The sequence below is a fragment of the Halobacteriovorax sp. HFRX-2_2 genome, from assembly GCF_043196705.1.
Classification (GTDB): Bacteria; Bdellovibrionota; Bacteriovoracia; order Bacteriovoracales; family Bacteriovoracaceae; genus Halobacteriovorax_A.
On record NZ_JBEBMT010000004.1, the window covers coordinates 336,790 to 361,582 of the forward strand.

General features: G+C 36.8%; 26 protein-coding genes and 1 tRNA gene. 20 read left to right on the forward strand and 7 right to left on the reverse strand.

Annotation, left to right across the window (positions count from 1 at the left end):
- Positions 1-11 precede the first annotated feature (11 nt).
- The gene (locus tag ABMA79_RS14485) at positions 12-437 is read right to left on the reverse strand and encodes a hypothetical protein (protein WP_392861063.1); all 426 of its coding nucleotides are present in this window, start codon (positions 435-437) and stop codon (positions 12-14) included.
- Between the two features lie 82 nt (positions 438-519).
- Between ABMA79_RS14485 and ABMA79_RS14490 the strand changes: the two genes are divergently transcribed.
- Positions 520-1,701: a thiolase family protein gene (locus ABMA79_RS14490; protein ID WP_393093490.1), complete on the forward strand. Its 1,182-nt coding sequence runs from the start codon at positions 520-522 to the stop codon at positions 1,699-1,701.
- On the forward strand, positions 1,702-3,027 hold the full coding sequence (locus tag ABMA79_RS14495) for a hypothetical protein (RefSeq protein ID WP_392861059.1): 1,326 nt from the start codon (positions 1,702-1,704) through the stop codon (positions 3,025-3,027). It begins immediately after the preceding gene.
- A gap of 131 nt (positions 3,028-3,158) precedes the next feature.
- Here ABMA79_RS14495 and ABMA79_RS14500 read toward each other — a convergent pair whose 3' ends face one another.
- On the reverse strand, positions 3,159-3,704 hold the full coding sequence (locus ABMA79_RS14500; protein WP_392861057.1) for a hypothetical protein: 546 nt from the start codon (positions 3,702-3,704) through the stop codon (positions 3,159-3,161).
- A 90-nt stretch (positions 3,705-3,794) separates the two neighbouring features.
- Between ABMA79_RS14500 and ABMA79_RS14505 the strand changes: the two genes are divergently transcribed.
- The 8 genes from ABMA79_RS14505 (at position 3,795) to ABMA79_RS14540 (ending at position 11,599) form a co-directional block, all read left to right on the forward strand.
- Entirely contained in the window at positions 3,795-4,664 is an 870-nt protein-coding gene (locus ABMA79_RS14505; RefSeq protein WP_393093493.1) for a HEAT repeat domain-containing protein, read from the forward strand.
- Between the two features lie 111 nt (positions 4,665-4,775).
- The gene (locus ABMA79_RS14510) at positions 4,776-5,279 is read left to right on the forward strand and encodes a ubiquinol-cytochrome c reductase iron-sulfur subunit (RefSeq protein WP_393057053.1); all 504 of its coding nucleotides are present in this window, start codon (positions 4,776-4,778) and stop codon (positions 5,277-5,279) included.
- 29 nt (positions 5,280-5,308) lie between these two features.
- The gene (locus ABMA79_RS14515) at positions 5,309-6,091 is read left to right on the forward strand and encodes a cytochrome b N-terminal domain-containing protein (RefSeq protein ID WP_021267697.1); all 783 of its coding nucleotides are present in this window, start codon (positions 5,309-5,311) and stop codon (positions 6,089-6,091) included.
- A 31-nt stretch (positions 6,092-6,122) separates the two neighbouring features.
- Entirely contained in the window at positions 6,123-7,199 is a 1,077-nt protein-coding gene (locus ABMA79_RS14520) for a putative membrane protein (protein WP_021267606.1), read from the forward strand.
- Positions 7,200-7,260: 61 nt separating this feature from the next.
- A complete protein-coding gene (locus ABMA79_RS14525; RefSeq protein WP_393093496.1) occupies positions 7,261-10,092 on the forward strand; it encodes a c-type cytochrome in 2,832 nt (943 codons plus the stop codon).
- A 13-nt stretch (positions 10,093-10,105) separates the two neighbouring features.
- Entirely contained in the window at positions 10,106-10,744 is a 639-nt protein-coding gene (locus ABMA79_RS14530) for a cytochrome c oxidase subunit 3 (RefSeq protein WP_021267400.1), read from the forward strand.
- Positions 10,745-10,848: 104 nt separating this feature from the next.
- Positions 10,849-11,085 carry a hypothetical protein gene (locus ABMA79_RS14535; protein WP_393093499.1) on the forward strand — a complete coding sequence of 79 codons (237 nt, stop codon included), beginning with the start codon at positions 10,849-10,851 and terminating at the stop codon, positions 11,083-11,085.
- Positions 11,066-11,599 (forward strand): DUF420 domain-containing protein, encoded by a 534-nt coding sequence (locus ABMA79_RS14540; protein ID WP_393057058.1) that lies wholly within the window; start codon positions 11,066-11,068, stop codon positions 11,597-11,599. Before ABMA79_RS14535 ends, ABMA79_RS14540 begins: the two co-directional genes overlap by 20 nt.
- Here the strand turns inward: ABMA79_RS14540 and ABMA79_RS14545 are convergent.
- Genes ABMA79_RS14545 through ABMA79_RS14555 form a run of 3 tightly spaced genes read right to left on the reverse strand, consistent with a single transcriptional unit; the run spans position 11,589 to position 14,619 of the window.
- Positions 11,589-12,374, reverse strand: a complete 786-nt coding sequence (locus ABMA79_RS14545; protein WP_392861047.1) for an acyltransferase — start codon at positions 12,372-12,374, stop codon at positions 11,589-11,591. The two genes, ABMA79_RS14540 and ABMA79_RS14545, sit on opposite strands and share 11 nt — an antisense overlap.
- 6 nt (positions 12,375-12,380) lie before the next feature.
- A complete protein-coding gene (locus ABMA79_RS14550) occupies positions 12,381-13,523 on the reverse strand; it encodes an aminotransferase class V-fold PLP-dependent enzyme (RefSeq protein WP_393093501.1) in 1,143 nt (380 codons plus the stop codon).
- 1 nt (position 13,524) lies between these two features.
- Entirely contained in the window at positions 13,525-14,619 is a 1,095-nt protein-coding gene (locus tag ABMA79_RS14555) for a tryptophan 2,3-dioxygenase family protein (protein ID WP_392861044.1), read from the reverse strand.
- Between the two features lie 135 nt (positions 14,620-14,754).
- On the opposite strand from ABMA79_RS14555, the gene ABMA79_RS14560 reads away from it, so the two are divergent.
- The 9 genes from ABMA79_RS14560 to ABMA79_RS14600 all read left to right on the forward strand — a co-directional run bounded on the left by ABMA79_RS14560 (position 14,755) and on the right by ABMA79_RS14600 (position 22,759).
- On the forward strand, positions 14,755-15,681 hold the full coding sequence (locus ABMA79_RS14560) for a heme A synthase (RefSeq protein WP_393093504.1): 927 nt from the start codon (positions 14,755-14,757) through the stop codon (positions 15,679-15,681).
- A complete protein-coding gene (gene cyoE, locus ABMA79_RS14565; RefSeq protein WP_393093506.1) occupies positions 15,681-17,432 on the forward strand; it encodes a heme o synthase in 1,752 nt (583 codons plus the stop codon). Before ABMA79_RS14560 ends, cyoE begins: the two co-directional genes overlap by 1 nt.
- A gap of 77 nt (positions 17,433-17,509) precedes the next feature.
- Positions 17,510-18,316 carry a cytochrome c oxidase subunit II gene (locus ABMA79_RS14570; RefSeq protein WP_392861038.1) on the forward strand — a complete coding sequence of 269 codons (807 nt, stop codon included), beginning with the start codon at positions 17,510-17,512 and terminating at the stop codon, positions 18,314-18,316.
- Positions 18,317-18,345: 29 nt separating this feature from the next.
- Positions 18,346-20,085 (forward strand): cbb3-type cytochrome c oxidase subunit I, encoded by a 1,740-nt coding sequence (locus ABMA79_RS14575; RefSeq protein ID WP_021267663.1) that lies wholly within the window; start codon positions 18,346-18,348, stop codon positions 20,083-20,085.
- 5 nt (positions 20,086-20,090) lie between these two features.
- Positions 20,091-20,672 (forward strand): heme-copper oxidase subunit III, encoded by a 582-nt coding sequence (locus ABMA79_RS14580; RefSeq protein ID WP_392861035.1) that lies wholly within the window; start codon positions 20,091-20,093, stop codon positions 20,670-20,672.
- A gap of 10 nt (positions 20,673-20,682) precedes the next feature.
- Positions 20,683-21,561: a c-type cytochrome gene (locus tag ABMA79_RS14585; RefSeq protein WP_021267527.1), complete on the forward strand. Its 879-nt coding sequence runs from the start codon at positions 20,683-20,685 to the stop codon at positions 21,559-21,561.
- Positions 21,562-21,571: 10 nt separating this feature from the next.
- Positions 21,572-22,258, forward strand: a complete 687-nt coding sequence (locus ABMA79_RS14590) for an SCO family protein (RefSeq protein ID WP_393093509.1) — start codon at positions 21,572-21,574, stop codon at positions 22,256-22,258.
- A 22-nt stretch (positions 22,259-22,280) separates the two neighbouring features.
- Positions 22,281-22,565, forward strand: a complete 285-nt coding sequence (locus ABMA79_RS14595; RefSeq protein WP_392861031.1) for a cytochrome C oxidase subunit IV family protein — start codon at positions 22,281-22,283, stop codon at positions 22,563-22,565.
- Between the two features lie 20 nt (positions 22,566-22,585).
- Entirely contained in the window at positions 22,586-22,759 is a 174-nt protein-coding gene (locus tag ABMA79_RS14600; RefSeq protein ID WP_392861029.1) for a hypothetical protein, read from the forward strand.
- A gap of 34 nt (positions 22,760-22,793) precedes the next feature.
- On the opposite strand, the gene ABMA79_RS14605 is transcribed toward ABMA79_RS14600, so the two are convergent.
- Together ABMA79_RS14605 and ABMA79_RS14610 are read right to left on the reverse strand one after the other, a co-directional pair.
- Positions 22,794-23,771 (reverse strand): serine hydrolase domain-containing protein, encoded by a 978-nt coding sequence (locus ABMA79_RS14605; RefSeq protein ID WP_393093511.1) that lies wholly within the window; start codon positions 23,769-23,771, stop codon positions 22,794-22,796.
- Between the two features lie 56 nt (positions 23,772-23,827).
- Positions 23,828-24,403: a peptidylprolyl isomerase gene (locus ABMA79_RS14610; protein WP_392861026.1), complete on the reverse strand. Its 576-nt coding sequence runs from the start codon at positions 24,401-24,403 to the stop codon at positions 23,828-23,830.
- A gap of 175 nt (positions 24,404-24,578) precedes the next feature.
- Here ABMA79_RS14610 and ABMA79_RS14615 point away from each other — a divergent pair.
- A tRNA-Ala gene (locus tag ABMA79_RS14615) sits at positions 24,579-24,654 on the forward strand.
- Positions 24,655-24,793 lie beyond the last annotated feature (139 nt).

Here is a 24,793-nt window from a genome sequence, read left to right on the forward strand (position 1 = left end):
CCTTTGGGAGATTATGCCTCTTCCCACTTCATTTTTTCTTTCATGTATTTCTCGCGCGCTTGATCAAGTGTATCTCGATGCGACTCATTCATTTGCGCGATCTGATTATCATGAGTTTCCTTAAGTTCTGCAACTCTGGCCTCATGAGTCTTCTTCATATTTTCAAGCTCAAGCTCCATACGACCGTGTTCTTCTTTAACGAGTTCAGTTTGCTTGTCTCTAATTTGCTTTAATTTAAGTTCTGTACTGTTTTCAACACTTTTAATTTCAGTTTCGTAGTGTTTATTGAGTCTCTTTAGGTCGGCAAGGTGCTTCTTCTCAGTCTTTTGATATTCCTGAGAGTTCTCAAGCTTGGCCTTCTTTAGTTGATAGGCATGGCGCTTATACTCTTGCTGTTTGAATCTCTCTAGCTGTTGGCGATTGATTTCTGTTGACATAAATTACTCTTCTTTGACTAGGACATAAAAGCGTCCTAATATATTTTAGTAAGTATTTAACTGTAAGTGAATGGAGGCAAATATGTCCTTAAATAAAGGCCGTCGCGTATTTTTAGTAGGTGGAAAACGAACGCCATTTGGTAAATTTGGTGGTTCTTTAACGGATATTAAGCCAGTTGACTTAGCTGTTACTGCCACAAATTCACTACTTAGTGAAACAGGTGTGAAGGCCGACTTGATTGATCAGGTAATTTTGGGAAATGTTGTCCCTTCATCAACTGATACTATGTACGGTGGGAGGCATCTTGCTCTTAAGGCCGGATGTGCACAAGAAACACCTGGGATCACAATTAATAGACTTTGTGGATCAGGTATACAGGCCATCTTAGATGCCGTTCGCTTAATTAAATTAGAAGAGGCCAATTGTGTGCTTGCTGGTGGAACTGAGAATATGTCGATGGTTCCACATTTAACATATGGTGCACGTTTTGGTACGAAATACGGATCATTGAAGAATGTGGATATGCTTCTTGATGCTCTAACTGATCAACACGCAGGCTGCCCAATGGGGATAACTGCAGAAAATCTTGGGGCAAAGTACGAAGTTTCTCGCTCTGATTGTGATGAATTTTCTCTCTTATCACATCAGCGTGCAACAGCGGCCTACGAAGATGGAAAGCTTCAAAAAGAAATTTGTGAAGTCGAAATCAGAAAGGGTTCTATTTCAAAGGATGAACATTTAAGAGAAGGTGCTTCTCTTGAAGATATGAATAAACTACGTTCAACTTTTGTTAAAGATGGACTTGTTACTGCAGGTTCTGCATCTGGTATTGTTGATGGAGCGGCGGTTGCACTTGTGGCAAGTGAAGACTTTGTAAAAGAGCATGGGCTAAAACCAATTGCTGAAATTATCGATGGTGCTGTTGTCGGTGTCGATCCAACGATTATGGGGATTGGTCCAGTTCCGGCCATTCGTAAACTTCTTGCAGATAATAAGATGGAACTTGATCAAATTGATCTTGTGGAAATTAATGAAGCCTTTGCAGCTCAAGCACTTGCTTGTATGAAAGAGCTTGCTCTTGATGTAAATAAGGTTAATATCTGGGGAGGAGCAATTGCTCTAGGACATCCTCTTGCTGCATCTGGTACTCGTATTACAACGACTTTAGCAAACCAACTTGCAAGTGAAGGCAAAGAGTATGGTATTGCCAGTGCTTGTATTGGTGGTGGCCAGGGAATTGGTATCTTAATTAAAAGAGTTTAAATGAAAAAAGTTAACGATGAATTAAAGTTCTTTCATCATGATTATGCATCTTTTCGCGATTGGCTTTGCCTCGATATTCAAAATGTAACTTGGCAGGGAAAGTATCGCGAAGACTTTGAACGTTTTTGGGATGTATTCTTTGATGAAGACTTAACTCTTTTTGAGATCTCAAAAAGATTCTACTATATCATCGATAATATTCATGTTGGCCCACTTGAGTCATGGTTTACTTGGCTTAGGGATAAATTTATTTGTTTTGTTTTTATTTCACGTGATGTTTCTATTGAAGAGCTTGCTAGTAATTTACATCAAAGTGAACGCGATACTTCAATCTTACTACGTAGTTTCTTTGTTGAGGTCTTTCCTCAGCATGAAGCTTATATCAATGAACATTTTACTTTAAATGATATTCTTTCAGGCAATCGAAATGTTAATGCAAATCAGCTAGTTACTGACCTTGGTATCGATCTATCATTTTCAGGCAGTCATAATCACGAGATTTTAACTTCTATGGAAGTAACTCTTTACCAAGAGTGGATCTACTTTGTTAAGAAAATGGAGAAAGACTTTCGTGGAACAAACTTTAATATCTCGAGGCTAAAACTTAGAGATAATTTAAGTTCAAAGATGCAAAGTCTCGCTCAAATTTTTGCCTTTATTGGAGTTGCCATCTTTCTCGTTTGGGCAATTGAGTTTGCCAATAGAACCTATGAAAAATATCTCTCGGATAAAATTAGTGTCTATGAACCGCAATTTCGCTGGGAGAATGAAGGTTTAAAATTCACAGAAGAAACAATTGCTGATCAAGAGCAAATCGCACAATTTGAATTAGATATTAAAGATATTGAAAATGTTGATGATACTGAAAACTTTCTTGGTGAAACTCTAGAAGATGAAGAGCGTGATGAAGTAGAATCGGAAGTAGTCCTAACTTCAATTGATACTCTTCCACGTGATATTTCTTCGGCCGATAGAGAACAGTCATCTTTTGAAGAAGATATTAAAGGTGGTGGTTATCGTGATAGTCGTTACGGTAATACAAAAGTTTATCGTGTTATGATGAACTCAGCCGATACTGATGAAACGAGAAAACGCCTCAGTAAACTTCTGGATCTTTATCAAGTAACTCAAGTTGATAATGTGAAGCCTGGACTCGCAGTTCCTGGTGGGTTCTACTATAACCTCTATGTTCCAAGATCTTATCTAAAAGAATTTATGGCCCAAGTAAAAGGGGACGACTCCGTAATTATTTACGAATCAAGAACTCGTACTCGTCGAAATCCTGCTGGAAAGAATAAGGTATTTATTTGGCTTAAGGCTATTTAAGCACCCGCAAAATTGGCCGCCAAAAGGCGGGCTATTGTTTGCGGTGCTAGCGCAGTTGTTTGAATGAAGGTAGTGAATAAACTAAATGAGCTTCAGCTCATTTATGTTTCCTCAGCGCAAACGTAGATGAATTACATCTGTCCGTCAGGGATACTAAACAATGTCTTTACTTCACGAAGTAGTTGATGAGTCTGGCCAAGGAACCACCATTGCCTAACAAATCCAATTAACATCGATGCAATAAATCCATAAGCAACACCTGAGTGTGTTGTCTTTTCAACCATATTTGTATCGTGTGCACCACCAAGGAAGAAAGCAATCATTCCGAGAATGATCATCAGCATCGTCCAAGGAATTGTTTGTCTCTTTGCAAGATCTGCTTTGTGAACATATCTTTTAACTTTTTCTCTATAAGGAGTTAAGTCGCCAGGAGCTTCATCAAATAATTCATTCAAGTTTTGCTCACTCGTAAGAATTAAATTGATATTATTCACTAGACGGGCAACACCAATGAAATAAAACATTACGAATGCCTGTGCGAAGATTGTATAAAGATAGGCTGGAATGGCCAATTTAATGTGGCTAATACCAACATCAACAAATCCTAGTGCTACGCAAGTTGTTAGTCCAATTGCAGCAACCATGATAACGATCAGTCCTCTAAGTAGATAGGCCATAATTTCACCTTTTATAATTGTCAACTATACTCTAATTTGCTAATTCTTATCCCATATTTAATAAAACATTTACTATAAGGCAATTTCTTCGTGAGCGAGAAAAATCAAAACACTAAGTTAGATAAAAAACTACTCGAAAGTAATCCGGTAATGGGCTCTTTAATGGTTCCTATTGCAATCGTACTTGTCGGAGCACTAATTATTTTTGGTGTGACAAAGATGCTTTCTAATGACCACTCATACAAAGACTTAGTTCATGAGATGAAGTCGAAAACCTTTGGTAATAAGTGGATTGCAGCACTTGAGCTTTCTAAAGTCATCTCAGCAGGTGCAGTGAAAGAAGAAGATATTCCATGGTTAGTTACAAATTTAAGAGATATTTATAAGACAACTGTTGATCCAAGAACACGTGACTTCATCGTTGTGGCCATTGGTGCACTTGGAAATGAGGGTGGGCTACCAGTTCTTGAGCACGCTCTACAAACAAATAATCCAGAAATTAATTTTCACGCGATGGTAGCACTGTCAAAAATGCCTAAAGGCATTTCATTTAAGTGGGACCTTGTAAAAAGTTACATCGAGAAAAATGATGCGGCCATGGTTCAGGTGACAATCCTGACTCTTGCTACTCATGAAGTTGATGGTACAGAAGATTTATTTATTAAGAGGCTTAATAGCGACCTCGGTTTTTCTGTGAGATATGCTGCAGCGACAGCGTTAATCGCATATAAGAACGATCAGGCCATCCCGACAGTTAATGAAATTTTAAACCTAAACGATGAGTCATTAGGTAAGAAATTGACTGTTCAGGAGATCAGTGGCCTTAAATTTAATGTACTCACTGCGTTAAGGCGAGCTGAATGGAAAAAGATGGCGCCAAGCGTTGAGAAAATGATTAATATTGAGAAAGATATAAAAGTAGTTAGTCTTGCAAAGGAAGTTTTAAATTCGTTGAAATAGTGATAACATCCTTCAAAGTATAAAATGAATTTGCAATAACTTATGAATCATAAATTGGGTCATCGTGACTTAAATTTGTGTATTTATGATTAGAAATAGAGGTTTTTTAAAATGTCTGATGATGTAAAAAAACAGTTAAACCGAAGAGAGTTCTTTAGTTTCGTAACTGTAGGTTGGGTTGCCTTCACTTCTGCAATCGCAGGTTTTTTAACACTAGCGTTTCGCTACAGTTATCCAAACGTTAACTTCGAGCCAGAGATGGATTTCGTTGCTGGTCGTCCGAACGATTACGAAGAGGGTGTAGATGAGCGTTGGAAGAATGGTTACGGTGTTTGGATTGTAAAAATGGAAGGACGTCTTTTCGCTCTTTCAAATATCTGTACGCACCTTGGTTGTGTTCCTAACTGGCTTCCTGCCGAGTTAAAATTTAAATGTCCATGTCATGGTTCTGGTTATTACCAAAATGGTATCAACTTTGAAGGTCCAGCTCCAAGACCATTAGAGAGATATAAGATCTCACTAAATGCTGAAGGAAAAATCATTGTCGATAAAACTAAGATTTATCGTTATGAAAAAGGTCAGTGGGACAATCCACAAAGTTACTTAAAAGTTTAATTTAGATTAATAAATAGGAAGGAATAACAATGGCTAAAAGAGGTGTTGTTGATTACATTAGGGAAACTCAGGTTTGGAAATCAATTTTCAGACATGGGCCTCCAACGAACGCAAGAAACAGAGCTGCTGTCGTAGCTGGTAACGTGTTTTTACACTTACACCCAATCAAACTTAAGAAATCAGGGGTTCAGCTTGGTTACACTTGGTGTATGGGTGGACTTACATTTTTCATTTTCTTAGCACTAACTGTTACTGGTGTACTTTTAATGTTCTATTACAGACCAACTGCAGAGTACGCGTATAACGATATTATTGCACTTAAAGAGCACGTGCCTTTAGGGATTATGCGTGAAATTCACCGTTGGGGTGCTCACGCCATGGTTATTACTGTGTGGCTTCACATGTTCCGTGTATTTATGACTGGTTCATATAAACCACCTAGAGAATTTAACTGGGGTGTTGGTGTTATCCTTTTAGTATTAACTCTTCTACTATCATTTACTGGTTACCTACTTCCATGGGATCAGCTAGCGATTTGGGCGATTGCCGTTGGTTCAAACATGGCAAAAGCGACTCCTTTTATGGGGCACGGTGGTCCAGGTGCAGCTTTAGCACAAATTGGTGACTTCGTAATGGTTTCTGATAAAAACGACGTTCGTTTCCAGCTTCTAGCAGGACGTTTCGTTGGGGAACCAGCACTATTAAGATTTTATATTCTTCACTGTGTATTCATTCCACTTGTTGTTGGTGTTCTAATTGCAGTTCACTTCTGGCGTGTAAGAAAAGACGGTGGGATTTCAGCACCACTTTAAAAAATATATTTTGAGAGAAAGGGATATATAAATGAAAGAACTTATAAACTGGCTGGCCGATCCGATTAGATCATTCCCGATTACGACGGTCCTATTCTTCTTCATGATGAAGTACTATCGTGTAGTAGGAAGCAAGAAATTTGCTAAATGGGCACTTATTGCTGCTGCACCTATTACAGTTTGGTTTTGTATGGATGCAAACTTTAGAGCAATTATCCTATGGCCAGATAATATTCCAATTAACATTATTATCGTTCTTATTGCTTGGCTTACTTGGTATGCACTTTATAGAGCAGCTGAGAATGACAAGAGAATTGAGAATGGTGAGTGTCCAATCGAGGCACTTCCTGAAAATAGAGAGAAAGTATGGGTATGGCCTAACTTAGTTTTCACTGAGTTAATGTGTATGATCGGTACGACTATCTTCTTAGTAGTTTGGGCAATTATCTTTAAAGCTCCGCTAGAAGAGCCTGCAAACACTACTTGGGCACCTAACCCGGCCAAAGCACCATGGTACTTCCTTGGTCTTCAAGAAATGCTTGTATATTTCGATCCTTGGATGGCAGGGGTTGTTCTTCCAGGTCTTATTCTTGTTGGTCTTATTGCAATTCCATATATTGATACTAACCCAAAAGGGAATGGTTACTTCACAATCAAAGAAAGACCAATCGCTATGTGGGGATTTCTATATGGTTGGATCGTTCTTTGGATGTACCTAATTATCGTTGGTACTTTCTTACGTGGACCAAACTGGACATTCTATGGTCCATTTGAATTCTGGGACTTCCACAAGGTTGTTTCTGAATACAACGTAAACCTTTCTGAATTTGTATGGCTTAAGTGGCTTAACACTCCAATGCCTTCAAATATCGTTGTTAGAGAGATTGTGGGTATAATCCTAACTCTTGGTTACTGTTGTGTACTTCCTGTTGCGATTGCTAAATCGAAGTATGGGAAGAAGATTATCGAGAACACTGGTCAGATTAGATACTATATTTTCATCATCCTTGTGCTTGGTATGACATCACTACCAATCAAGATGGTTCTTAGATGGCTATTTAGCTTAAAGTATATTATCGCTCTACCAGAGTGGGAACTTAACCTATAAGCGAATCTGGATATAGATATATAAAGATACTTAAAGAAGAAGTAATAAAGGGTATATAAAAATGTCAAAGAAACATGAGCCAGGCATGGCCTATGATATGAAAAAACTGAATAAGATCTTCGCGATCTTTTCACTGGTTCTTTTGGTTACGGTAATATGGGTATTCCTAGATGATTACATGAGACCATGGAAAGCAATTCAAATCGAGGCAATGAAGATTGAAAAAGAAAAAATTGCCAAAGATATTGCTGAAGAAGAAGCAAAGATCAGTGCTGAAAAAGTAAAGGTTCTTAATGATGAATTAGCGGCAGCTAAGAAATCAGTTGAAGCTAAGAGCAAAGAAATTTCAAAAATTGAAGCAGAGCTTGATCAGGTAATTAAAGATATTAAAAAAGAGCAGATCGTTAATGGTCGTCTAAACTCAGACGTTGCTGCCCTTGCATTTAATTACGGTGTTGCTCACGCTGAACACGCGCCAAATGCTCACTCTTTATTTGAGAAACTTCAAGATAATAAGAAGAAGTTTGCTGCATCTACTGATAAGAAGAAAGCACTTCAAACTAAAGAGAAGAACTTAAAGAGACAACTTGCAGCTTTCAATGCTGATGTTGATTCAGTTAATAAGAAGATCAACGGAATCGTTGGTCGTCTAGAACTTCTTAAGGGTGCAGAGAAGAGAAAAGAAGTAACTCCTGTATTTGCACTAAGAAACCTACCTTTTATCGACTTTATGGACCCAACTGTTAAGGTTCAACAAGTTGTATTAGAAAATATTACTGACGATAGATTCTTTCAACACGTACCGAAAGTTGATCGTTGTATGACTTGTCACACATTCATTGATAAGCCAGGTTACGAAAATCAAGCAAATCCACATAAGACTCACCCTAACTTAGACCTAATGGTTGGAGCTAACGGTAAGCACCCAATGAAGAACTTTGGTTGTACTTCATGTCACGGTGGTGAAGGGCATAGAGTTAATGACTTCAATGCTGCTGCTCACATGCCAGCTACTGAAGAACAAAAACAAGACTGGATTGCAAAGTACAACTGGCATGAACCACACAAGGTACCTATCGTACAATTAAGACGTGGTGATTATGAAGCTGGATGTGTTAAGTGTCACAGTGGTGTTCAGTATATTCCACAGGCAACTACATTAAATGAAGGCCGTCGTGCACTTGAAAAATTTGGTTGTTATGCTTGTCACAAAATTGAAGGTTGGGAGCATAAGAGAAAACCAGGTCCTAGTTTAGAGAAGATCGCTGCAAAGCTTGATAAAGAATTCTTTAAAAACTGGGTTTGGGAACCAAAAGCATTTAATAAGCATGCAAAAATGCCTCAGTTCTTTAACAATGATAACAATAACTCACCAGAGTTCGTTAAGAAGAATATCGCTGAAGTAAATGCAATTGCTGAAGTTATTTACGCACAGTCTGAAAGCTATAAGCCTTTCATGAAATATACTGGTGGTAATAAAGAAAAAGGTAAGCAACTTGTTGGTGAAATCGGATGTCTTGCTTGTCACGGTGTTAAAGATTTTGCTCTTGAGTCTCAAAAAGTTGATGCTCACAAAGGTCCATACCTAGATGGTATTGGTTCTAAAGTAAAAGATGCTAACTGGATGGCTTCATGGCTTAAAAACCCAAGTCACTTCCAAAAAGATACAATCATGCCTTCTTTCAGACTATCTGATAGAGAAGTTAATGATATTACTGCATACCTAATGAGTTTAAAGAACGAGCAATTCGGAAAGCTTAAGTTTGCAGAGATGGATAAAGGTGCAAGAGACGAGATCCTTGTAACTTATTTCTCAGCGTTCGATACTATTGAAGTTGCTAAAGCTAAGCTTGCAACAATGAGTGATCACGAAAGAACAATGGAATTAGGACGTCGTTCAATCGGTAAGTACGGTTGTTACTCATGTCACAATATTAAAGGTTTTGAAGATCGTGCACCAATTGGTCCAGAGCTTTCTAAACTTGGTTCTAAGCCTCTAACTCAATTTGGTTTCTCTCATGAGAAAGTTGAGCACTCAAGAGAAGCTTGGATTAAAGCGCACCTATTAAATCCAAGAAGATGGGATAATGGTGTTGATAAGCCATTTAAAGACTTACTAAGAATGCCTCAGTTCCACATGAGCGAAAAAGATGCTGCTCTAATTACAACAGCTCTTATCGGTCAAGTTGATCAGAAGATTCCTCTTAAAGGTGTTAAGAGATACGACGCTGCTGAAACTGTTGCAAATGAAGGTATGAAAGTTGCTGTTAAGTACAACTGTATTGGATGTCACCAAATTGATGGTGAGTTCGGTGATATGCTGAAAATTTACGATGATGTAAACGAAGCGCCACCACGTCTAGTTGAACAAGGGCACAGAGTACAAGCTGATTGGTTCCATTACTTCCTTGGTGATGTATATGAAATCCGTCCATGGCTTAAGTTAAGAATGCCTTCTTTCAATATGAGTAAAGAAGAAAAAGAAAAACTAGTTGATATGTTCCGTGTAAAAGCTGATCAACCAATCTTTGATGAAAATGAAAAAGTTGTTTGGGAAAGTAAGGAAGAAAGACGTGCAGCGGTTCAGTTATTTAACGACCTAGCATGTGCTTCATGTCACACTACTGGATTTAATAGAGATCAAGCACTTGCTCCAGATCTTCACTTTGCTAAGAGAAGATTAAGAAAGAGCTGGATTAAGAAGTGGCTTGAAGGTCCAGATAAAATTATGCCTGGTACAACAATGCCATCTTTCTGGCCAGAAGGAGAGGCTGCGGATCCAGAACTTCTTGACGGTGATGCTAAGAGACAAATCGAAGCAGTTACTAAGTACGTACTTGAGTTAGGAAGTGATTTTTACTCACCAAAAGCTAAGAAAGCTGGAAAGAGATAACGGGAGTTTATAAATGGCAGGACATGCTAATACAAAAGATTTAGTTCATGACGGTGTAATTAGTTATCCAAATGACCCTCAATTTGGGCACGCAAGTCCAAATAAAATTGGGATGTGGTTATTTCTTGGAACTGATGCCATGTCATTTTCAGGCTTACTAATTGCTTATGCTGTACTTCGTGCAACTAAGCATTGGCCAAACCCTGTAGAAGCTCTTGGTGGAGTACACCTTTCAGGGATTATGACTTTCATTCTAATTTGTTCATCTGTTTCAATGGTTATGGCAATTGATGCTGTAAAAATGAGACAACCAAAAGCAATTAGAGGATGGCTTTTAGCTACAATTATCGGTGGTGTAATCTTCCTTGGTATCCAAGCATATGAGTACGTACACCTAATGTCAGATATGGGTATGACATTCTCGACTTACGAGCATGGTAATAACTTATTCTCGTCAACATTCTTTGCTATTACTGGTTTCCACGGGCTTCACGTACTATCAGGTGTAATATTTCTTATTTACATGTATGTACTTGCTCTTAAGGGACGCTTTGACAAAGGTGACTACGGACTTCTTGAAGTATGTGGTCTTTTCTGGCACTTCGTTGACCTTGTTTGGATTCTAGTATTTACATTTATTTACTTAATTTAATGAATGAACATATGTTGTAAGAAAGGCCCTACTTATGTAGGGCCTTTTTTGTTTTGGGCTAAAAAAATGGACTAAGCATTCCGAAAAGTATATAAGGCAAGTATATGAAAAGTTTCTTATTACCAATTGGCATATTAATTCTAGTACTATTTTCAGACTACGTTTTTGCGTGTCCTGGTTGTGCTGGATCGATGGATAATCCAAAGGATACAAGGCTTGTTTGGATTCTCGTAACTTTCATTGGCCTAATCTATATTCCGTTTTTTATTCTTTATAAAACAATTCATAAATATAGAAAAAACTCAGTAGCTTCTAGGATTCATGAAGAAGAACAACAGTAATTTTATCTATACATTACTCTTTATACTAAGTGGGTTAATTGCACTTTTCTTAGTTTGGTTTATTTATTTTAAGCCTGAAGCGGCCGTTAAGCTTTGGTGGGTTGATTATCTACCAATGGTAAATGCTGTACTGAATTCAATTTCTGCAACTTTACTATTTGTAGGTTGGCGATTTATTAAGAAAAAAAATGTTTCAGCACATATTAAATGCATGTCGGGGGCAACTGCTACTTCTGCATTATTTCTTGTTTCATATCTTCTTTATCATCACTTTCATGGTGATACGAAATTCATCGCACAAGGTTTTGTAAGGCCTGTGTATTTTGCAATTCTAATTTCTCACGTTCTTTTAAGTATCGTGATGTTGCCGATGATTTTAATTACTCTTTGGAATGCATTGACTGGAAGTTTTAAGAGTCATAAAAAATGGGCAAAGTGGACTTTACCCATTTGGCTTTATGTTTCAGTTACTGGTGTTTTAATCTTTTTCTTTTTGAAATATCTTAATTACTAGATTCTTTCTTTGCTTTCTTTCTCTCTTCAGCATCAAGTCTTGATTTTGGTAGTACCGCTTCGTGTGGAGAAACAACAACTTTTTCACCGATAACTACATCACCCATAATTGAAGCTTTTAGTCCAACTGTTGCACCTCTTTTAATTACAGTTGGTGCAATTACAAGAAAACCAGCTTGAGCATAGTGAGCAAAGATCGTTGCTGAGCCACCAATTGTTACGTAGTCTTCAAGTGTAATGAGGCATGGGTCAGAAATATTCGTTGTATTAATGACACAGTTTTTTCCAATTTTCATCCCCATCATTCGATAGAATAAAGTGATAATAGGTGTTGCTTGAAAGAAGTCTAAGACTGTGTAGCGAACTAATTGTGTTAGCGCATTATGGTAGTACCAAGGAAGAGTTTCTAATGAAATCCAACTTCCTTTAAATGGTTTCATTTTAAGAGGATAGATCCAGTTAAAGAATGGAACGATAAAGATAAGTGTTAATGCATATGCAGCATAAGACATTACAAATGCAAATGACATTGCAAGAGCTTGAATAAGGAAGTGTTGGCCTGCAACGCTTTCATATGCTGTCGTTAAAAAAATATAACCAGGAGTTAATCCAAGAGTAATACAAATAATGTAAACGACAATCGGAGGTAGCATTGCTGCCATATAACCAATTGCTTGGTTCTTTCTAAAAATATTCTCTAATACTTTAGCAAGGCCTTTCTTGTTAGAGGCCCCTGATTGAAGCTCTTCTTGTGATTGCTTTTTCTTTTCTTCCATCTTTTCCTAACCAATATTTTTAATTATTTTAATAAGTTTAATTATATCATCACTATCTTGATAAATACTAAATCCAAAACGCAAAATATTTCGGCGATAATCAACATTCACTTGATTGGCCTTGAGGTCTGCAGCGTAGTCTTCACATTCTTGTGATGTTGAAAATTTGAAAGCAATAAAATGACCTCTACTTGTTGTTGTCACGATTTTACTTTCTAATTTTGTACCTAAGATACCAGTTAAGAAATCGGTTTGATTTTTTTCAACGTGGGCATGAATGTCACGTACTGAAATGCTTTCTTGCTTCCAAAGATTTAATACAGCATTCATTCGATAGATGGCAGTAAAGTCCATTGTCGATCCAGCAAAACGAAAGCCATCATTACTAAATGGGACCTTGTCTTCACTGAAATTTGTAAGATCTCCCATCTGGGCAAACCAACCTGTATTTCTTGGAGTTAGTTTAGTATTTTGGGGAGAGATAAGAAAACATGATCCTTCCCCTGAGCCACAGTATTTATAGCCGCCGGCCATGTAGAAAATACGATCTTCTATTTCACTTAAGTCTGTTGGTAGTGCCATAAATGCATGATAGGCATCAATAACAATTTCTGCCTTAGAATTAATTGCTTTTACAAAAGAGATGAGATCCTTAATTGCAAAGGCAGAATTAAAAAATACTTGGCTAATGAAGATGAGATCATATTTGTCAGTATTTGCTTCTTGAATGAAATTTTCGATAAAGCTCTCGTCATTAGTATTCTCAATCTTAGTCACTTCGAAAATTTCTTCTTCTGATAGACGATTAATTTGGCGATCAAAAGAGTAGAACTCACTATCAGTTGTTAAGATCTTTGCACCATGGGGGAGAGCTGAAAGAACTCGATAAGCTAACTCATGTGTGTTTGGTGCAAATGTAATTTGCTGAGGTTTTGAAATATTTAAAACGTTTGCAATATTACTTTGCAGCTGGGTAAATTCATTTGAAAAAAACTTACCCCACTTTTCGTCAACGTATTTAGCACTATCATCCCAATACTTGATTTGCGCATCTCTAGTGACATCTGGCCAGTAATGGTGAGAGTGGGCCGCAAAGTGAAGCTTTCCTTCGTTTGCATTTAAAAATCTTTCAAAATATTTTTTATACATTCTAGTCTCTGTAATTAAAGTTCATCGCTGTTTTTAGTTTCTCTGGAAGAACTGGTCTTTGTGATCTTGGAATAATAAAAGTTGAAAGGTTAAATAGATCGATAAACGATCGATTGTTATCAGCAGCATCTTTTAAGTACTGATGACCTGAAGATCCACCTGTCCCAATTTTAGTTCCTAACATTCGATGTGCCATCAGCGCATGCTTGTAGCGCCAAGTAGTAAAATTCTCATCAATATCCATAAGGTGAGCTAGTACTGTGTATGGAAGAGTTAGTATTGGCTCATCTCGGTAAAGAAGAACAAATAGGGCATTTAGGGTAGCTTTCTGAGAAAGTCTTCTCTTTCCCTCTTTCACTAATTTATTATATTCATCCGAATTGAAAAGAGTTTCAAATGTATCTCGAGTACTTTGAAGATTTGCCTTTTGTATCTCTAATGCTTTTGGCGGTAGAGTTGCCATATTATCTAAGACAGTGAGCTCATCTCCGCATAGCATATCTTCAACACATGATTGATATTCACTCCAGAAATCAAATTCTGCATTAAATGTGAATGGCATTCTCTCTAGCCACTTTTCAAGGGCCGAGAATAACGTAGGCTCTTTTTCAATCTTTAGAAGTCTTTCTTTATCTTGTTCATTAAGTCTTCCTAGGAAGTACTCACGATCAACTTCTTTTCTTTGATTAGTAGATAGTCCTAGTAGAATCTCTATTTCTCTAAATTGAACACTTTGGAAACCTGAGGCAGGAACTAATAAATCCCTAAACTCAAGAAAGTCCATTGGAGTCATTGTTTCCATGACCTCCAATTGTCCCAAGAGAAGCGTTTGAACTTTTTTAATTCTCTCAAGCCTTGAGCAAACTGTTGAAAGAAATGATTCTTCCACTTTATCTACTGAGAAAATGCTTTTTATCGAGTTAAGCTCGTGTAGTATCTGTTTAAACCATAATTCATATACTTGATGCACAACTATAAAGAGTGTTTCATCATGTGCCTCATCTCCATATTTTTTAGAGAGAGGATTTTGCGTATCGAGTAATTTATTCAGTTCTAAATAGTCACCATAATAGACAGGTCCGTGATTTTTGTGCATATTGACTCCTATATAGAAATACTATCCCATCACTTTGAAATTGAAAATTATTCATATTTCTAGTTGGGTTAAGAAAGTTGAAATCAAGTTGAAGTTGAAATGGAAAGTTCTAAAAAGTTACGATTCAAAAAGTTTTTGCCTGTAGTCATAATCACTGTTTTTGCACTTATTCTAATTGGAGGGATGGTTAGAAGTACTGGAGCTGGAATGGGCTGTCCAGATTGGCCAACTTGTTTCGGTCAAGTGGTTCCTCCGACTAGTATTGATCAGCTTCCTGCTGATTATCAGACTCGATTTGCAAAGCCTGGCCGTATTGTCGCAGTTTTCAATCCTATTCATACATGGACTGAGTACTTCAATAGAATGGCCGGTGTATGGACTGGAATTGCTTCAATTATCTTATTTGTCCTTTCATTTGCTTATAAAAAAGAAAATAAGAAGGTTGTTTGGCTATCTGGCCTAGCTCTGTTCTTAGTGGTTCTAAATGGTGGTGTAGGAGCAATGGTTGTAAAATCACACTTACACCCTGGGGTGATTACGATTCATATGCTCTTGGCGATATTCCTAGCTTTTGCCCTTGCTCATTTAAAATATGAAGTGACGGAAATTGAATTTCTTCGCAAACATAATGTCGACCGCTACAAAGACTTCTTATGGGTTCTTGTTGGACTAGTTGTCATTCAAATTGTTCTTGGTACAGAAGTTAGAGAGCAAATTGATTTAATTACTAATACTGAGCCGAATCTATCGCGAACAAATTGGGTTGATCGTCTTGATATGATCTTTTATATCCACCGTTCATTCTCAATTCTAATTCTTTTAGGCTTTTCTTACACTCTTAGAAAAATCATGGAAGAGTTTAAAGATAACTCTTTTGTCCAAAAGAAGTGTATCTCAATTATGTTAGTATTAATTGGTGTCATCACAGCAGGTGTTATCTTAGCATATCTGGCATTCCCGGCATTTGCTCAACCAGTTCACTTACTATTTGCAATTTTACTATCATATTTTATTTATGAATTATTAATCATCCTTAAAAAATCACAAGAAGTGGAGCTGTAATGTATCGTACACTTGCCTTCATCAATATCTTATTAACATTAGGTTTAATTGTCATTGGTGGGTTAGTGAGTGCGGACTTCACTGGCCTAGAATGTACTTCTTGGCCAATTTGTTATGCGGCGACTGTTGATAAGTCGTCAATATATCCAATACTCCACAGAATTTTTGCTGGAATTATTATTGTTTTAAATACATTTCTCTTTATCAAGCACCCAAAAGAGAAGTCTGTTCGTTTAGGTTTATTCCTTCTCGTTCTCCAATCACTTCTAGGTGGGATTAACTTTATTTATAAATTACCAACTTTAGTTAGTGTTTTTCACTTAATTCTAAGCTTTGCCTATATCGCTATCTTTTCTCAGCTTTTTTATCCTGTTGTAGAAAAACAAGATTTGAATTTAAAAGGTTATTCTCCTTCAGCAAAAGACCTTGTTTTCATTATGTTACTCATTGCTTTTGTACAGTTCTTCTTTGGTGGAATTGTTCATCAAACGGCAACAAAAGATGTATGTGGGCTAGGGGATAATATTAATATCTTATGCCAGACGGCGGAGGGGTTAAGTTTTTGGCCTTCAACTGTAGCTGCGCAAATTCATTCTCTTCATAAGTATCTTGGAGTTCTATTTCTAGGCTTCTTACTAGCTTTTCTTTTCAATATTAGAAAAACGATCACATTCTTACACGGAAAGGCCTTTAAGCAATTTTCGTTGCTAACAGGAAGTTTAGTTACTTTATTTCTCATTCACTTATTTAATGCAAAGAGATTATTCTTACTAACTGATACAACTTACTTTCAAGTACTACACCTTTTATTAGCAGTAATCATCACTCTAAATCTACTGTTCTTATTTCAGTGGTTTAAGCGTTTTGAAGAAACATATTTTGGTGGATATAGGCACACAGTTGCAAGTGACTTATTAAGTTTAACCAAACCACGTCTAGGTTTACTTGTTGTTTCGACAATTGTTTCGGGAATTCTTCTAACAGGACAATATGTCGATTTCTTCTATTTGATTAATGCACTTATTTTTTCAATTTTGATCGTGATGTCAGCAACGACAATTAATTGCTACATGGAGATTGAAGTTGATTCAAATATGGCCCGTACAAAAGATCGCGCTCTTCCTGCTGGAAGAATAAAACCAATTTATGCCGTTATTCAAGGTTGGGCCCTTTTCATCCTTGGTTTCAGTCTAACTTATGTATATGTAAATAAAGTTACTGCATTACTCGGTGCGTTGGCATTTTTTTCTTACCTTTATGTGTACACGCCAATGAAGAGAAAGAGTCCTGCTGCGTTATTTGTTGGTGCTCTGCCTGGTGCAATTCCACCGGTAATGGGCCGCACAATTGTAACTGGCGAGATTGATGGTCTAGCAATTTTATTGTTCGGAATTCTGTTTATCTGGCAAATTCCACACTTTATGGCCATCTCAATTTACCATAAACAAGATTACGCGGAAGGGGATATTAAGGTCTATCCTCACTACTACTCGATTGCCAAAATGAAGGTCTGTATTGCTCTTTGGACATTACTCTTATTTTTATTTAGTAGTGCTGGCTACTTCTTCGATCTTAATTCTAAGAACTTTTTTATCGCCTCTCTAGTCGTGAACGGCGTATTTTTCGCACAGAGTTTGCAAAGTTTTTTTATTCATGATGAGCCGAGTTATGTGACTTGGGCCCGACAATATTTTTGGGGTTCTATAATCTATTTACCACTCTTGCTATCATTGATGATTTTCCTTAGCTAAATCGTGGAAAATGTTATAAAAAAGGGTTAAAATTTATCAATTCAAATTAATAAAGTATTTCAATAGAAGGAAGGTCTATGGGATTTTTGACACCTGTTTTAGCTACAGTTGTTAGTACAACTTCTAAGCAGATGAGTCTTTGGGAAAGAATGAAACCACCTGAAGATATCTCTGTGCACGGTCACTTAATCGATTGGTTATTTGGCTACACTACTTACATGAACCTCTTTTTCTTTGCATTAGTATGTGCAGGATTATTTGGTTTCTCTTACTTTTATTCAGCAAAGAGACACCCAAAGCCTTACTATACTTATGGGAATAAGAAGATTCATATCATCATCGCGACAGTAATTGGTCTATCGGTATTCCTAGGAATCGATATGAACATTACAAGAATGTCGAATGAAGACTATGTAAATGTTTTTGCTAAGTGGCCAAAAGAGGACGAGAATCCACTTCGTATTCAAGCACTTGGTCAGCAGTGGGCATGGCACTTCAGATATGCTGGTGCAGACAATGTTTTCAATACTGAAGATGATGTTGTTCAGTTAAATGACTTAAGACTGCCTGTTGGTCGTAAAGTTGTTATTCAAGTACTTTCAAAAGATGTAATTCACTCACTATATTTTCCAAATGCTCGTCGTAAGGTTGATGCAATTCCTGGTCGTTTAACTCGTCTATGGTTTGAGCCAACTAAAGCTGGTACTTGGGATATTGCTTGTGCAGAGATGTGTGGAACATATCACTATAGAATGAAAGCTTCTCTTACTACTTACTCTCAAGAAGACTATGCTGCTTGGATTGCAGAGGCTCAAGAGAAAGCTATTCATGAGAATGACCCTGAAAACCCTGAATTATTCTGGGGTTGGAAGTGGCAGTACTAATTACAAGATAACTTTTAGGAGAATATAAAATGGCATTTTTCGAGCAACATATTCACTCAGAGCCAAAGACTTTCATCTCAAAGTATATTTTTTCTTATGATCACAAAGTGATCGGAAAACAATTTCTTTGGTACGGAATCATTGGTCTAGGTTTAGGTGGGATGATGGCCCTTATGATTCGCTGGACACTAGCGTTTCCTGGAGAGGCATTCCCAATTCTAGGTAACTTACTTTTCCCTTCAACAGGAGGAGTTGTTCCACCAGATACGTACGCGATGCTTTTTACTATGCACGGTACGATCATGATTTTCTACGCTATTACACCAATTCTAATTGGGGCGTTCGGAAACTATCTTATCCCACTGCAAATTGGGGCAAGAGATATGGTCTTCCCTTTACTTAATATGCTTTCTTTTTGGATTGCAGCTGCTTCAGCGTTAATTCTTGTTGCATCTCTGTGTTTACCACTAGGTGCTGCAGCAGGTGGTTGGACTTCATACCCAACTTTATCAACGCTAATTGGTTCACCAGGGGCCGGGCAAACTCTTTGGACACTTGCTCTTTTCCTTCTTGGTGTTTCTTCAACAATGGGTGCAGTTAACTATATTACAACGGTTATCGTTCTTAGAGCTCCGGGTATGGGATACTTTGATATGCCACTATCTGTTTGGGGTCTATGGCTAACAGCTATTCTAAACGCGATTTTCCTTCCTGTTCTTGGTGCAGGTCTTTTACTTCTATTATTTGACCGTGTATTTGGAACTACTTTCTTCCTAGCTGGTGCAGCTGCAACTACTGGGACAGGTGATCCAATCCTTTACCAACACGTATTCTGGATTTTCGGTCACCCTGAAGTATATATCCTTATTCTTCCTGCATGGGGGATTGTATCTGACTTACTTTCTTTCTTTGCAAGAAAACCAGCATTTGGTGCGAAAGCAACAGCGCTTTCAATGACTTCAATTACAATTCTTTCAACAATTGTATACGGTCACCACATGTATACGACTCAAATGAGTCCACTTTTAACTCAAACGTTTATGACTCTTACAATGACGATCTCAATTCCATCTGCAATTTTCTTTGCAAACTGGTTAGGGACTATCTGGAAAGGGTCGATCAAATTTGATACTCCAATGATCTTCTCACTTGGTGTTGTATTCGTATTTGGTCTTGGTGGTCTAACTGGTCTATACCTAGCAACTGTTACAACTGACCTTTACCTACACGATACATACTTCGTAGTTGGTCACTTCCACTACACGATGGCAGCTTCTGTTCTTCTTGGTGGATACGCAGCAATTTATTTCTGGATGCCAAAAATGTTTGGTAAATTCCTAAATGAATTCTGGGGTAAAGTACACTTTTGGATCACAATGATTGGTCTAAATGGTGTATTCATGGGAATGATGATTGTTGGATACGCAGGTATGCACAGACGTCTTTATAACCCATTTGTTTACGAATTCATGGAAAGACTAATCCCAATTAATGCATTTGTTACTTACTCTGCATTACTTATGGGTCTAGGACAAATTCCTTTCGTGATCAACTTTGTTTACACAATTTTCTTTAAGAAAGAAAAAGAACCAGTACCTAACAACCCTTGGAATGTTGGTACTCTAGAGTGGACAATTCCATCACCTTCACCAGTTTATAACTTCAAAGAAGTTCCTGTTGTTAAGTGTGGACCACACGAATTAGGAAACCCTAATCTTCCAGAAGGTAAGGATTTCCAATATCAAACTGAAGAATTAGTTGAGGCGTAATTAGAATGAACCAAGTAATGTCGAATAAAGAACTAGAAGCAAGAAAGATCACATCATCAATTGCGATGATCGTCCTACTTGTTTCTTTTACAATGCTCTTTGCTACGATGCTACTTGGTTATTCTGTTTACCGTCTAACTGTTGATGTATGGCCACCAATGGGAATGCCGAGAATACCTCTTACAATCCCTGTGGTTAGTACAATAGTTATTGCGTTAAGCTCTGTGACTCTAGTGTTATTTGAATCAGCATTCAATAAACAAAACACTAAGGCCATGAGACTTTATTTCGCATTAACTTACTTATTAGGTCTTGGTTTCATGTTTGTTCAATGGCAACTTTGGAACTCAATGGCCGCGATGGGACTTCAAGCTTCTGGCGGAGTATTCCCATCTTTATTTTATGCATTAACTTGGACACATGCTGCGCATATTGTTCTAGGTTTAATTGCACTTTTATTTCTTTTGCCTGTTTCGATTAATGGTTACAGTGTAGAGAAGGTAACTTGGGTAGAGAATGTATCTAAGTTTTGGCACTTTTTAGGTGTCGTTTGGTTAGTAATGTTTATCGTTATGTTTGTATTTTAAGAGGATAGCTATGAAGAAAATGGCATTAACTTTAACAGCAATGTTTACAATTTTATCTTTGGTTTCTTGCCAGGAAAACCACTTCAAAGAAGATAAAGTATTCGCAGGTGGCCTCTATGTTGAGAAAGATGTTCTTAACAGAGGGAAGCAAATTTACACTGAATACTGTATGCCTTGTCACGGTGTTGACGGTGACGGAAAAGGTGTAGCAGCTAAGGCAATGAAAGTTCCACCACGTGACTTTACTAAAGGTGTCTTCAAATTTGGAGAAGTTGAAGCAGGAACTCTTCCACACGATAAGCACTTATACAAGATTCTTGAGAAAGGTCTTCATGGAACAGCAATGCTTCCTTGGGACTTAACTGAAGATCAAATGTTTGAAGTTGTTCAATACATCAAGACTTTCGCTCCATCTGTTTGGGAAGGTAAAGATAAAGAACTTGGTAAACAAATTACTCTTGGTAAAAACCCATATGGTGTTGCTCACATCCAGTCTGCAATTGAAGAAGGTAAGAAGGTTTACCACTCAGATGCAATGTGCTGGTCATGCCACAGAGCTTACGTACCAAAAATGGAGCTTGCTCAGCTTACAGGTATGAGTGAAGGTGACTTCTCTGATGCAGATTACCAGTCTAAGCTTCAAGAAACAGAGTGGGGATTCAAATCTCTTCCACCAGATTTTACTTGGAACACAATTCGTTCAGCTGAAACTGTTGAAGAGATTGCTCTACGTTTAGCTGCTGGTGTTGGTGGTACAGCTATGGCCGCTTGGAAAGGTACTCTTACTGATGACCAAATCTGGGCCGTTGCACACTATGTAGACTACCTAAAGAGTTTAAAAGATACAGAAGCTCGTAAAGAGTTAATGGATCGTATTAAAAATCAATAAGAGTTAAATAATGACTAGTTTAGGTATAAGAAGATCAAATTCACTAATCGAAACGCTTGTCTCAAAGAAGGCGTTTTGGTTAGTTTTTGTTCTTTATTTCTTTTCTGTACCTTTTTTCAAATCGGTTTTCAGAGAACTTCCTCCTGAGCTACCTGTCGTAAAAGAACTGCCGCCCTTTTCACTTACTAATAGTTTTGGAAAAACATATGGGTCTAAAGAATTAGAAGGTCGCGTTTATATTGCGAACTTCATTTTCACAAATTGTCCGTCTAGTTGTCTTAGACTTACGGCCGAGATGCAAAAGATTCAAAAGAGAGTAAGAGGTTTAGGACAAAAAGTTGCTCTTGTTTCATTTACTGTGGATCCTGAAACAGACAATCCTAAAACACTATTCAAATACGCTAGAAAACATCAAGCGAACCCTTATATTTGGACTTTCTTAACTGGAAAGACTGAAGATATGCAAGCTACAATCATAGACGGCTTTGGAACTGAGATGGGGAAAATGCAAGAAGTTGAAGCTAATGTTAATGGTGAAACGGTAACAATGTTTGATATTGCACACTCTGAAAAACTTGTTCTTGTTGATGGACATGGTAAAATCAGAGGTTATTACGATTCAACGAGTAAAGACATTAATAAGCTAATGATTGATCTTGGTTTATTAGTTAATAAAGAACAGTACTTAAAAAATTAATTTATTATAAATGGAGAATAAAATGGCTGAAGGCGCACATCATTCACACAAGAAATTATATATTTTTATTTTCTTCGTTCTAACGTTCCTAACAGTTGTGGAACTTATCATCCCTGGGATGACAAATATTGCAAAGTTTTACCGCGATAGTGCTCTAGTTCTTTTAGCATTAGGAAAAGCTTTCCTAGTTGCTTACTACTTCATGCACTTAAATGAAGAAACAAAGTGGACTCGTTTTGTTGCTGCAATACCTATTTCAGCTGGAGTTTACGCTACTGTGCTTATTTTAGAATCAATGTTTAGATAATAAGACAAAAAGGAGTTTGTATGTCTGAAAACACGAATACGACTACACAACAAGTACCAAGTAAAGAGCCATTACCAGTAAAAGACGGACAATTTACTGCAAAGACAAGTTGGATTATTGGATTTTTAATTGTTGGGCTCCTGATTTTAAAAACATTCATTTACACAAAAGATAAAAAAAGACACGGAAAATAAAAAAAGCCTGCATCGATTGCAGGCTTTTTTTTTATTAACACGTAATTAATTGTGCAATTAAATCCTTACTACTAATTCCTTCTATTCCTAAAACTAAGCAAAAAATCTTACTCTCGTTAATAAATACACCGGCACTGTATCCTGGGCCATTTCCATCATGACCAAAATAGCTACCAAAATTTGAATTTGGATCACCTAAAGTTCCATATCCATAATGTGGAGAGAAGTACTTACCGTTGAATGGGATTTTATAAAGAGTTGTATAAGTTTTAAGTGTTTTACTTGAGAGAAAGTTTTCAAAAAAAATATAATTGAAAACTTTTGTTATCTCTTCAGGAGTCGATTTGATAAGGCCATGTGAAACCCATTGTGGATGATAAATCTCTCTTGCATCTTCAACGTTTAAGTAAAAACTTTTTTGTGTTGGAAAAGTTAAACTTTTAAATTCTTCTTGAGTAATAATCGATTTAGTATTTTTAAGTTGTAACTTTTTGATAAAAAAAACTTCAATCAATTCTTCAAAAGTTTTTGAATATATTTTTTCTAAAATTTTTTTCAAAAAAAGATAACCAATATTCGAATATAAAAAATTATTTTCTGTTTTAGATTGTTGGCCTTGCTTTGTCACAATACTAATTAATTTACTCTCGCTTAATGGCCTGCTAGGACAAGTGGTTACAGCATTCTTATATTCTTTTGTATAACCATAATCACCTAGGCCTGAACGATGTAAAAGTAATTCAGCAATTGTCGTATTCTTTAGCCATTCATAATTCGTACAACTAATAAACGTAGATAGCTTATCTTCTAGTTTTAATTTTTTATTTTCAATTGAATGAAATATTAGAGATGAGATAATCGTTTTAGTTACACTGTAGATAGGAAAGGTATTACTTTTAAACTTGGTATCAACATTGTTTGCAATTAAGTTAAAGCTTTTATTCGTTCGATATGAAAAGTGATAAGAGCAGTTTAAATTATCTAATAATGTTTTGATTTCTTTTATATTCATAAGTAATAAAAAAGCCTGCATTGAGCAGGCTTACGTAGTTTGTCTATAGATTTAAATTATTCAATATATTCAATGCTAATAATTTTATCGCCTTTCTTAACTTTTTTTAAGATTTCTAAACCATCAACAACCTGACCAAATACAGTATACTTATTATCCAGATGTGGAAGTGCTGTTAAAGCAATATAGAACTGAGAATCAGCACTGTTCTCATCTGTTAAAGTACGTGCCATGGCCATAGTTCCGGTAACATGACTTATATTATTAAATTCTGCTTGAATCTTTTTACCAGAACCACCACTACCAGTAGCTGTAGGATCTCCGGTTTGAATAACAAAGTTCGGTATTACACGATGGAATGATAAACCATCATAGAATCCACTTTGAATTAGCTGAATTATACGTGCAACTGTATTAGGTGCCTTTTTTGGGTAAAATTTAAACGTAATATTCCCATGAGAAGTCTTAATAATACCTTCTGATTCAGATAATCCGGTACGATCTACATTTATTTTAAAGACATCGACCTTTTTGTCCGATACCTCTTCCTGTGTTTTTGTATCAGTGTTCTTAGTACATCCTATAAAGATGAAGAGAAACAGGGATATTCTTACAAGCTTTACAATAGTCATTATTTAAATTCTCCTTTTCTAGTGAAATTATGATAGGAAATTAAAAAAAATGCAAAAAAAGTAAAAAAAAAGAAAAAAGAGTGTTGACATATGAAACGAGGTCACATAAATTACGTTTCACCTTGAGAGATGAACGAAACAAATCACTGCTTAAAACAGTGAGAAGTTATCTTGTGGGCGTGTAGCTCAGTTGGGAGAGCACCTGCTTTGCACGCAGGGGGTCGCAGGTTCGACTCCTGTCATGTCCACCATTTATTTCAAGAGGCTCTTTAACATTTTAATATAGTATAAAAGATTTGCTACTTAGGTGGCAAACAAGATGAGAAGAAATCCAAAATAAGTTTTAAACGGTTTTTGAAAGATCTGACGTAACTGAATCATTGAAGTTAC

Bases quoted from the DNA above. Each gene is read 5' to 3' on its own strand.
- ABMA79_RS14485 (WP_392861063.1), bottom strand. From the start codon at position 437: ATGTCAACAGAAATCAATCGCCAACAGCTAGAGAGATTCAAACAGCAA.
- ABMA79_RS14490 (WP_393093490.1), top strand. From the start codon at position 520: ATGTCCTTAAATAAAGGCCGTCGCGTATTTTTAGTAGGTGGAAAACGA.
- ABMA79_RS14495 (WP_392861059.1), top strand. From the start codon at position 1,702: ATGAAAAAAGTTAACGATGAATTAAAGTTCTTTCATCATGATTATGCA.
- ABMA79_RS14500 (WP_392861057.1), bottom strand. From the start codon at position 3,704: ATGGCCTATCTACTTAGAGGACTGATCGTTATCATGGTTGCTGCAATT.
- ABMA79_RS14510 (WP_393057053.1), top strand. From the start codon at position 4,776: ATGTCTGATGATGTAAAAAAACAGTTAAACCGAAGAGAGTTCTTTAGT.
- ABMA79_RS14515 (WP_021267697.1), top strand. From the start codon at position 5,309: ATGGCTAAAAGAGGTGTTGTTGATTACATTAGGGAAACTCAGGTTTGG.
- ABMA79_RS14520 (WP_021267606.1), top strand. From the start codon at position 6,123: ATGAAAGAACTTATAAACTGGCTGGCCGATCCGATTAGATCATTCCCG.
- ABMA79_RS14525 (WP_393093496.1), top strand. From the start codon at position 7,261: ATGTCAAAGAAACATGAGCCAGGCATGGCCTATGATATGAAAAAACTG.
- ABMA79_RS14530 (WP_021267400.1), top strand. From the start codon at position 10,106: ATGGCAGGACATGCTAATACAAAAGATTTAGTTCATGACGGTGTAATT.
- ABMA79_RS14535 (WP_393093499.1), top strand. From the start codon at position 10,849: ATGAAAAGTTTCTTATTACCAATTGGCATATTAATTCTAGTACTATTT.
- ABMA79_RS14540 (WP_393057058.1), top strand. From the start codon at position 11,066: ATGAAGAAGAACAACAGTAATTTTATCTATACATTACTCTTTATACTA.
- ABMA79_RS14545 (WP_392861047.1), bottom strand. From the start codon at position 12,374: ATGGAAGAAAAGAAAAAGCAATCACAAGAAGAGCTTCAATCAGGGGCC.
- ABMA79_RS14550 (WP_393093501.1), bottom strand. From the start codon at position 13,523: ATGTATAAAAAATATTTTGAAAGATTTTTAAATGCAAACGAAGGAAAG.
- ABMA79_RS14555 (WP_392861044.1), bottom strand. From the start codon at position 14,619: ATGCACAAAAATCACGGACCTGTCTATTATGGTGACTATTTAGAACTG.
- cyoE (WP_393093506.1), top strand. From the start codon at position 15,681: ATGTATCGTACACTTGCCTTCATCAATATCTTATTAACATTAGGTTTA.
- ABMA79_RS14570 (WP_392861038.1), top strand. From the start codon at position 17,510: ATGGGATTTTTGACACCTGTTTTAGCTACAGTTGTTAGTACAACTTCT.
- ABMA79_RS14575 (WP_021267663.1), top strand. From the start codon at position 18,346: ATGGCATTTTTCGAGCAACATATTCACTCAGAGCCAAAGACTTTCATC.
- ABMA79_RS14580 (WP_392861035.1), top strand. From the start codon at position 20,091: ATGAACCAAGTAATGTCGAATAAAGAACTAGAAGCAAGAAAGATCACA.
- ABMA79_RS14585 (WP_021267527.1), top strand. From the start codon at position 20,683: ATGAAGAAAATGGCATTAACTTTAACAGCAATGTTTACAATTTTATCT.
- ABMA79_RS14590 (WP_393093509.1), top strand. From the start codon at position 21,572: ATGACTAGTTTAGGTATAAGAAGATCAAATTCACTAATCGAAACGCTT.
- ABMA79_RS14595 (WP_392861031.1), top strand. From the start codon at position 22,281: ATGGCTGAAGGCGCACATCATTCACACAAGAAATTATATATTTTTATT.
- ABMA79_RS14600 (WP_392861029.1), top strand. From the start codon at position 22,586: ATGTCTGAAAACACGAATACGACTACACAACAAGTACCAAGTAAAGAG.
- ABMA79_RS14605 (WP_393093511.1), bottom strand. From the start codon at position 23,771: ATGAATATAAAAGAAATCAAAACATTATTAGATAATTTAAACTGCTCT.
- ABMA79_RS14610 (WP_392861026.1), bottom strand. From the start codon at position 24,403: ATGACTATTGTAAAGCTTGTAAGAATATCCCTGTTTCTCTTCATCTTT.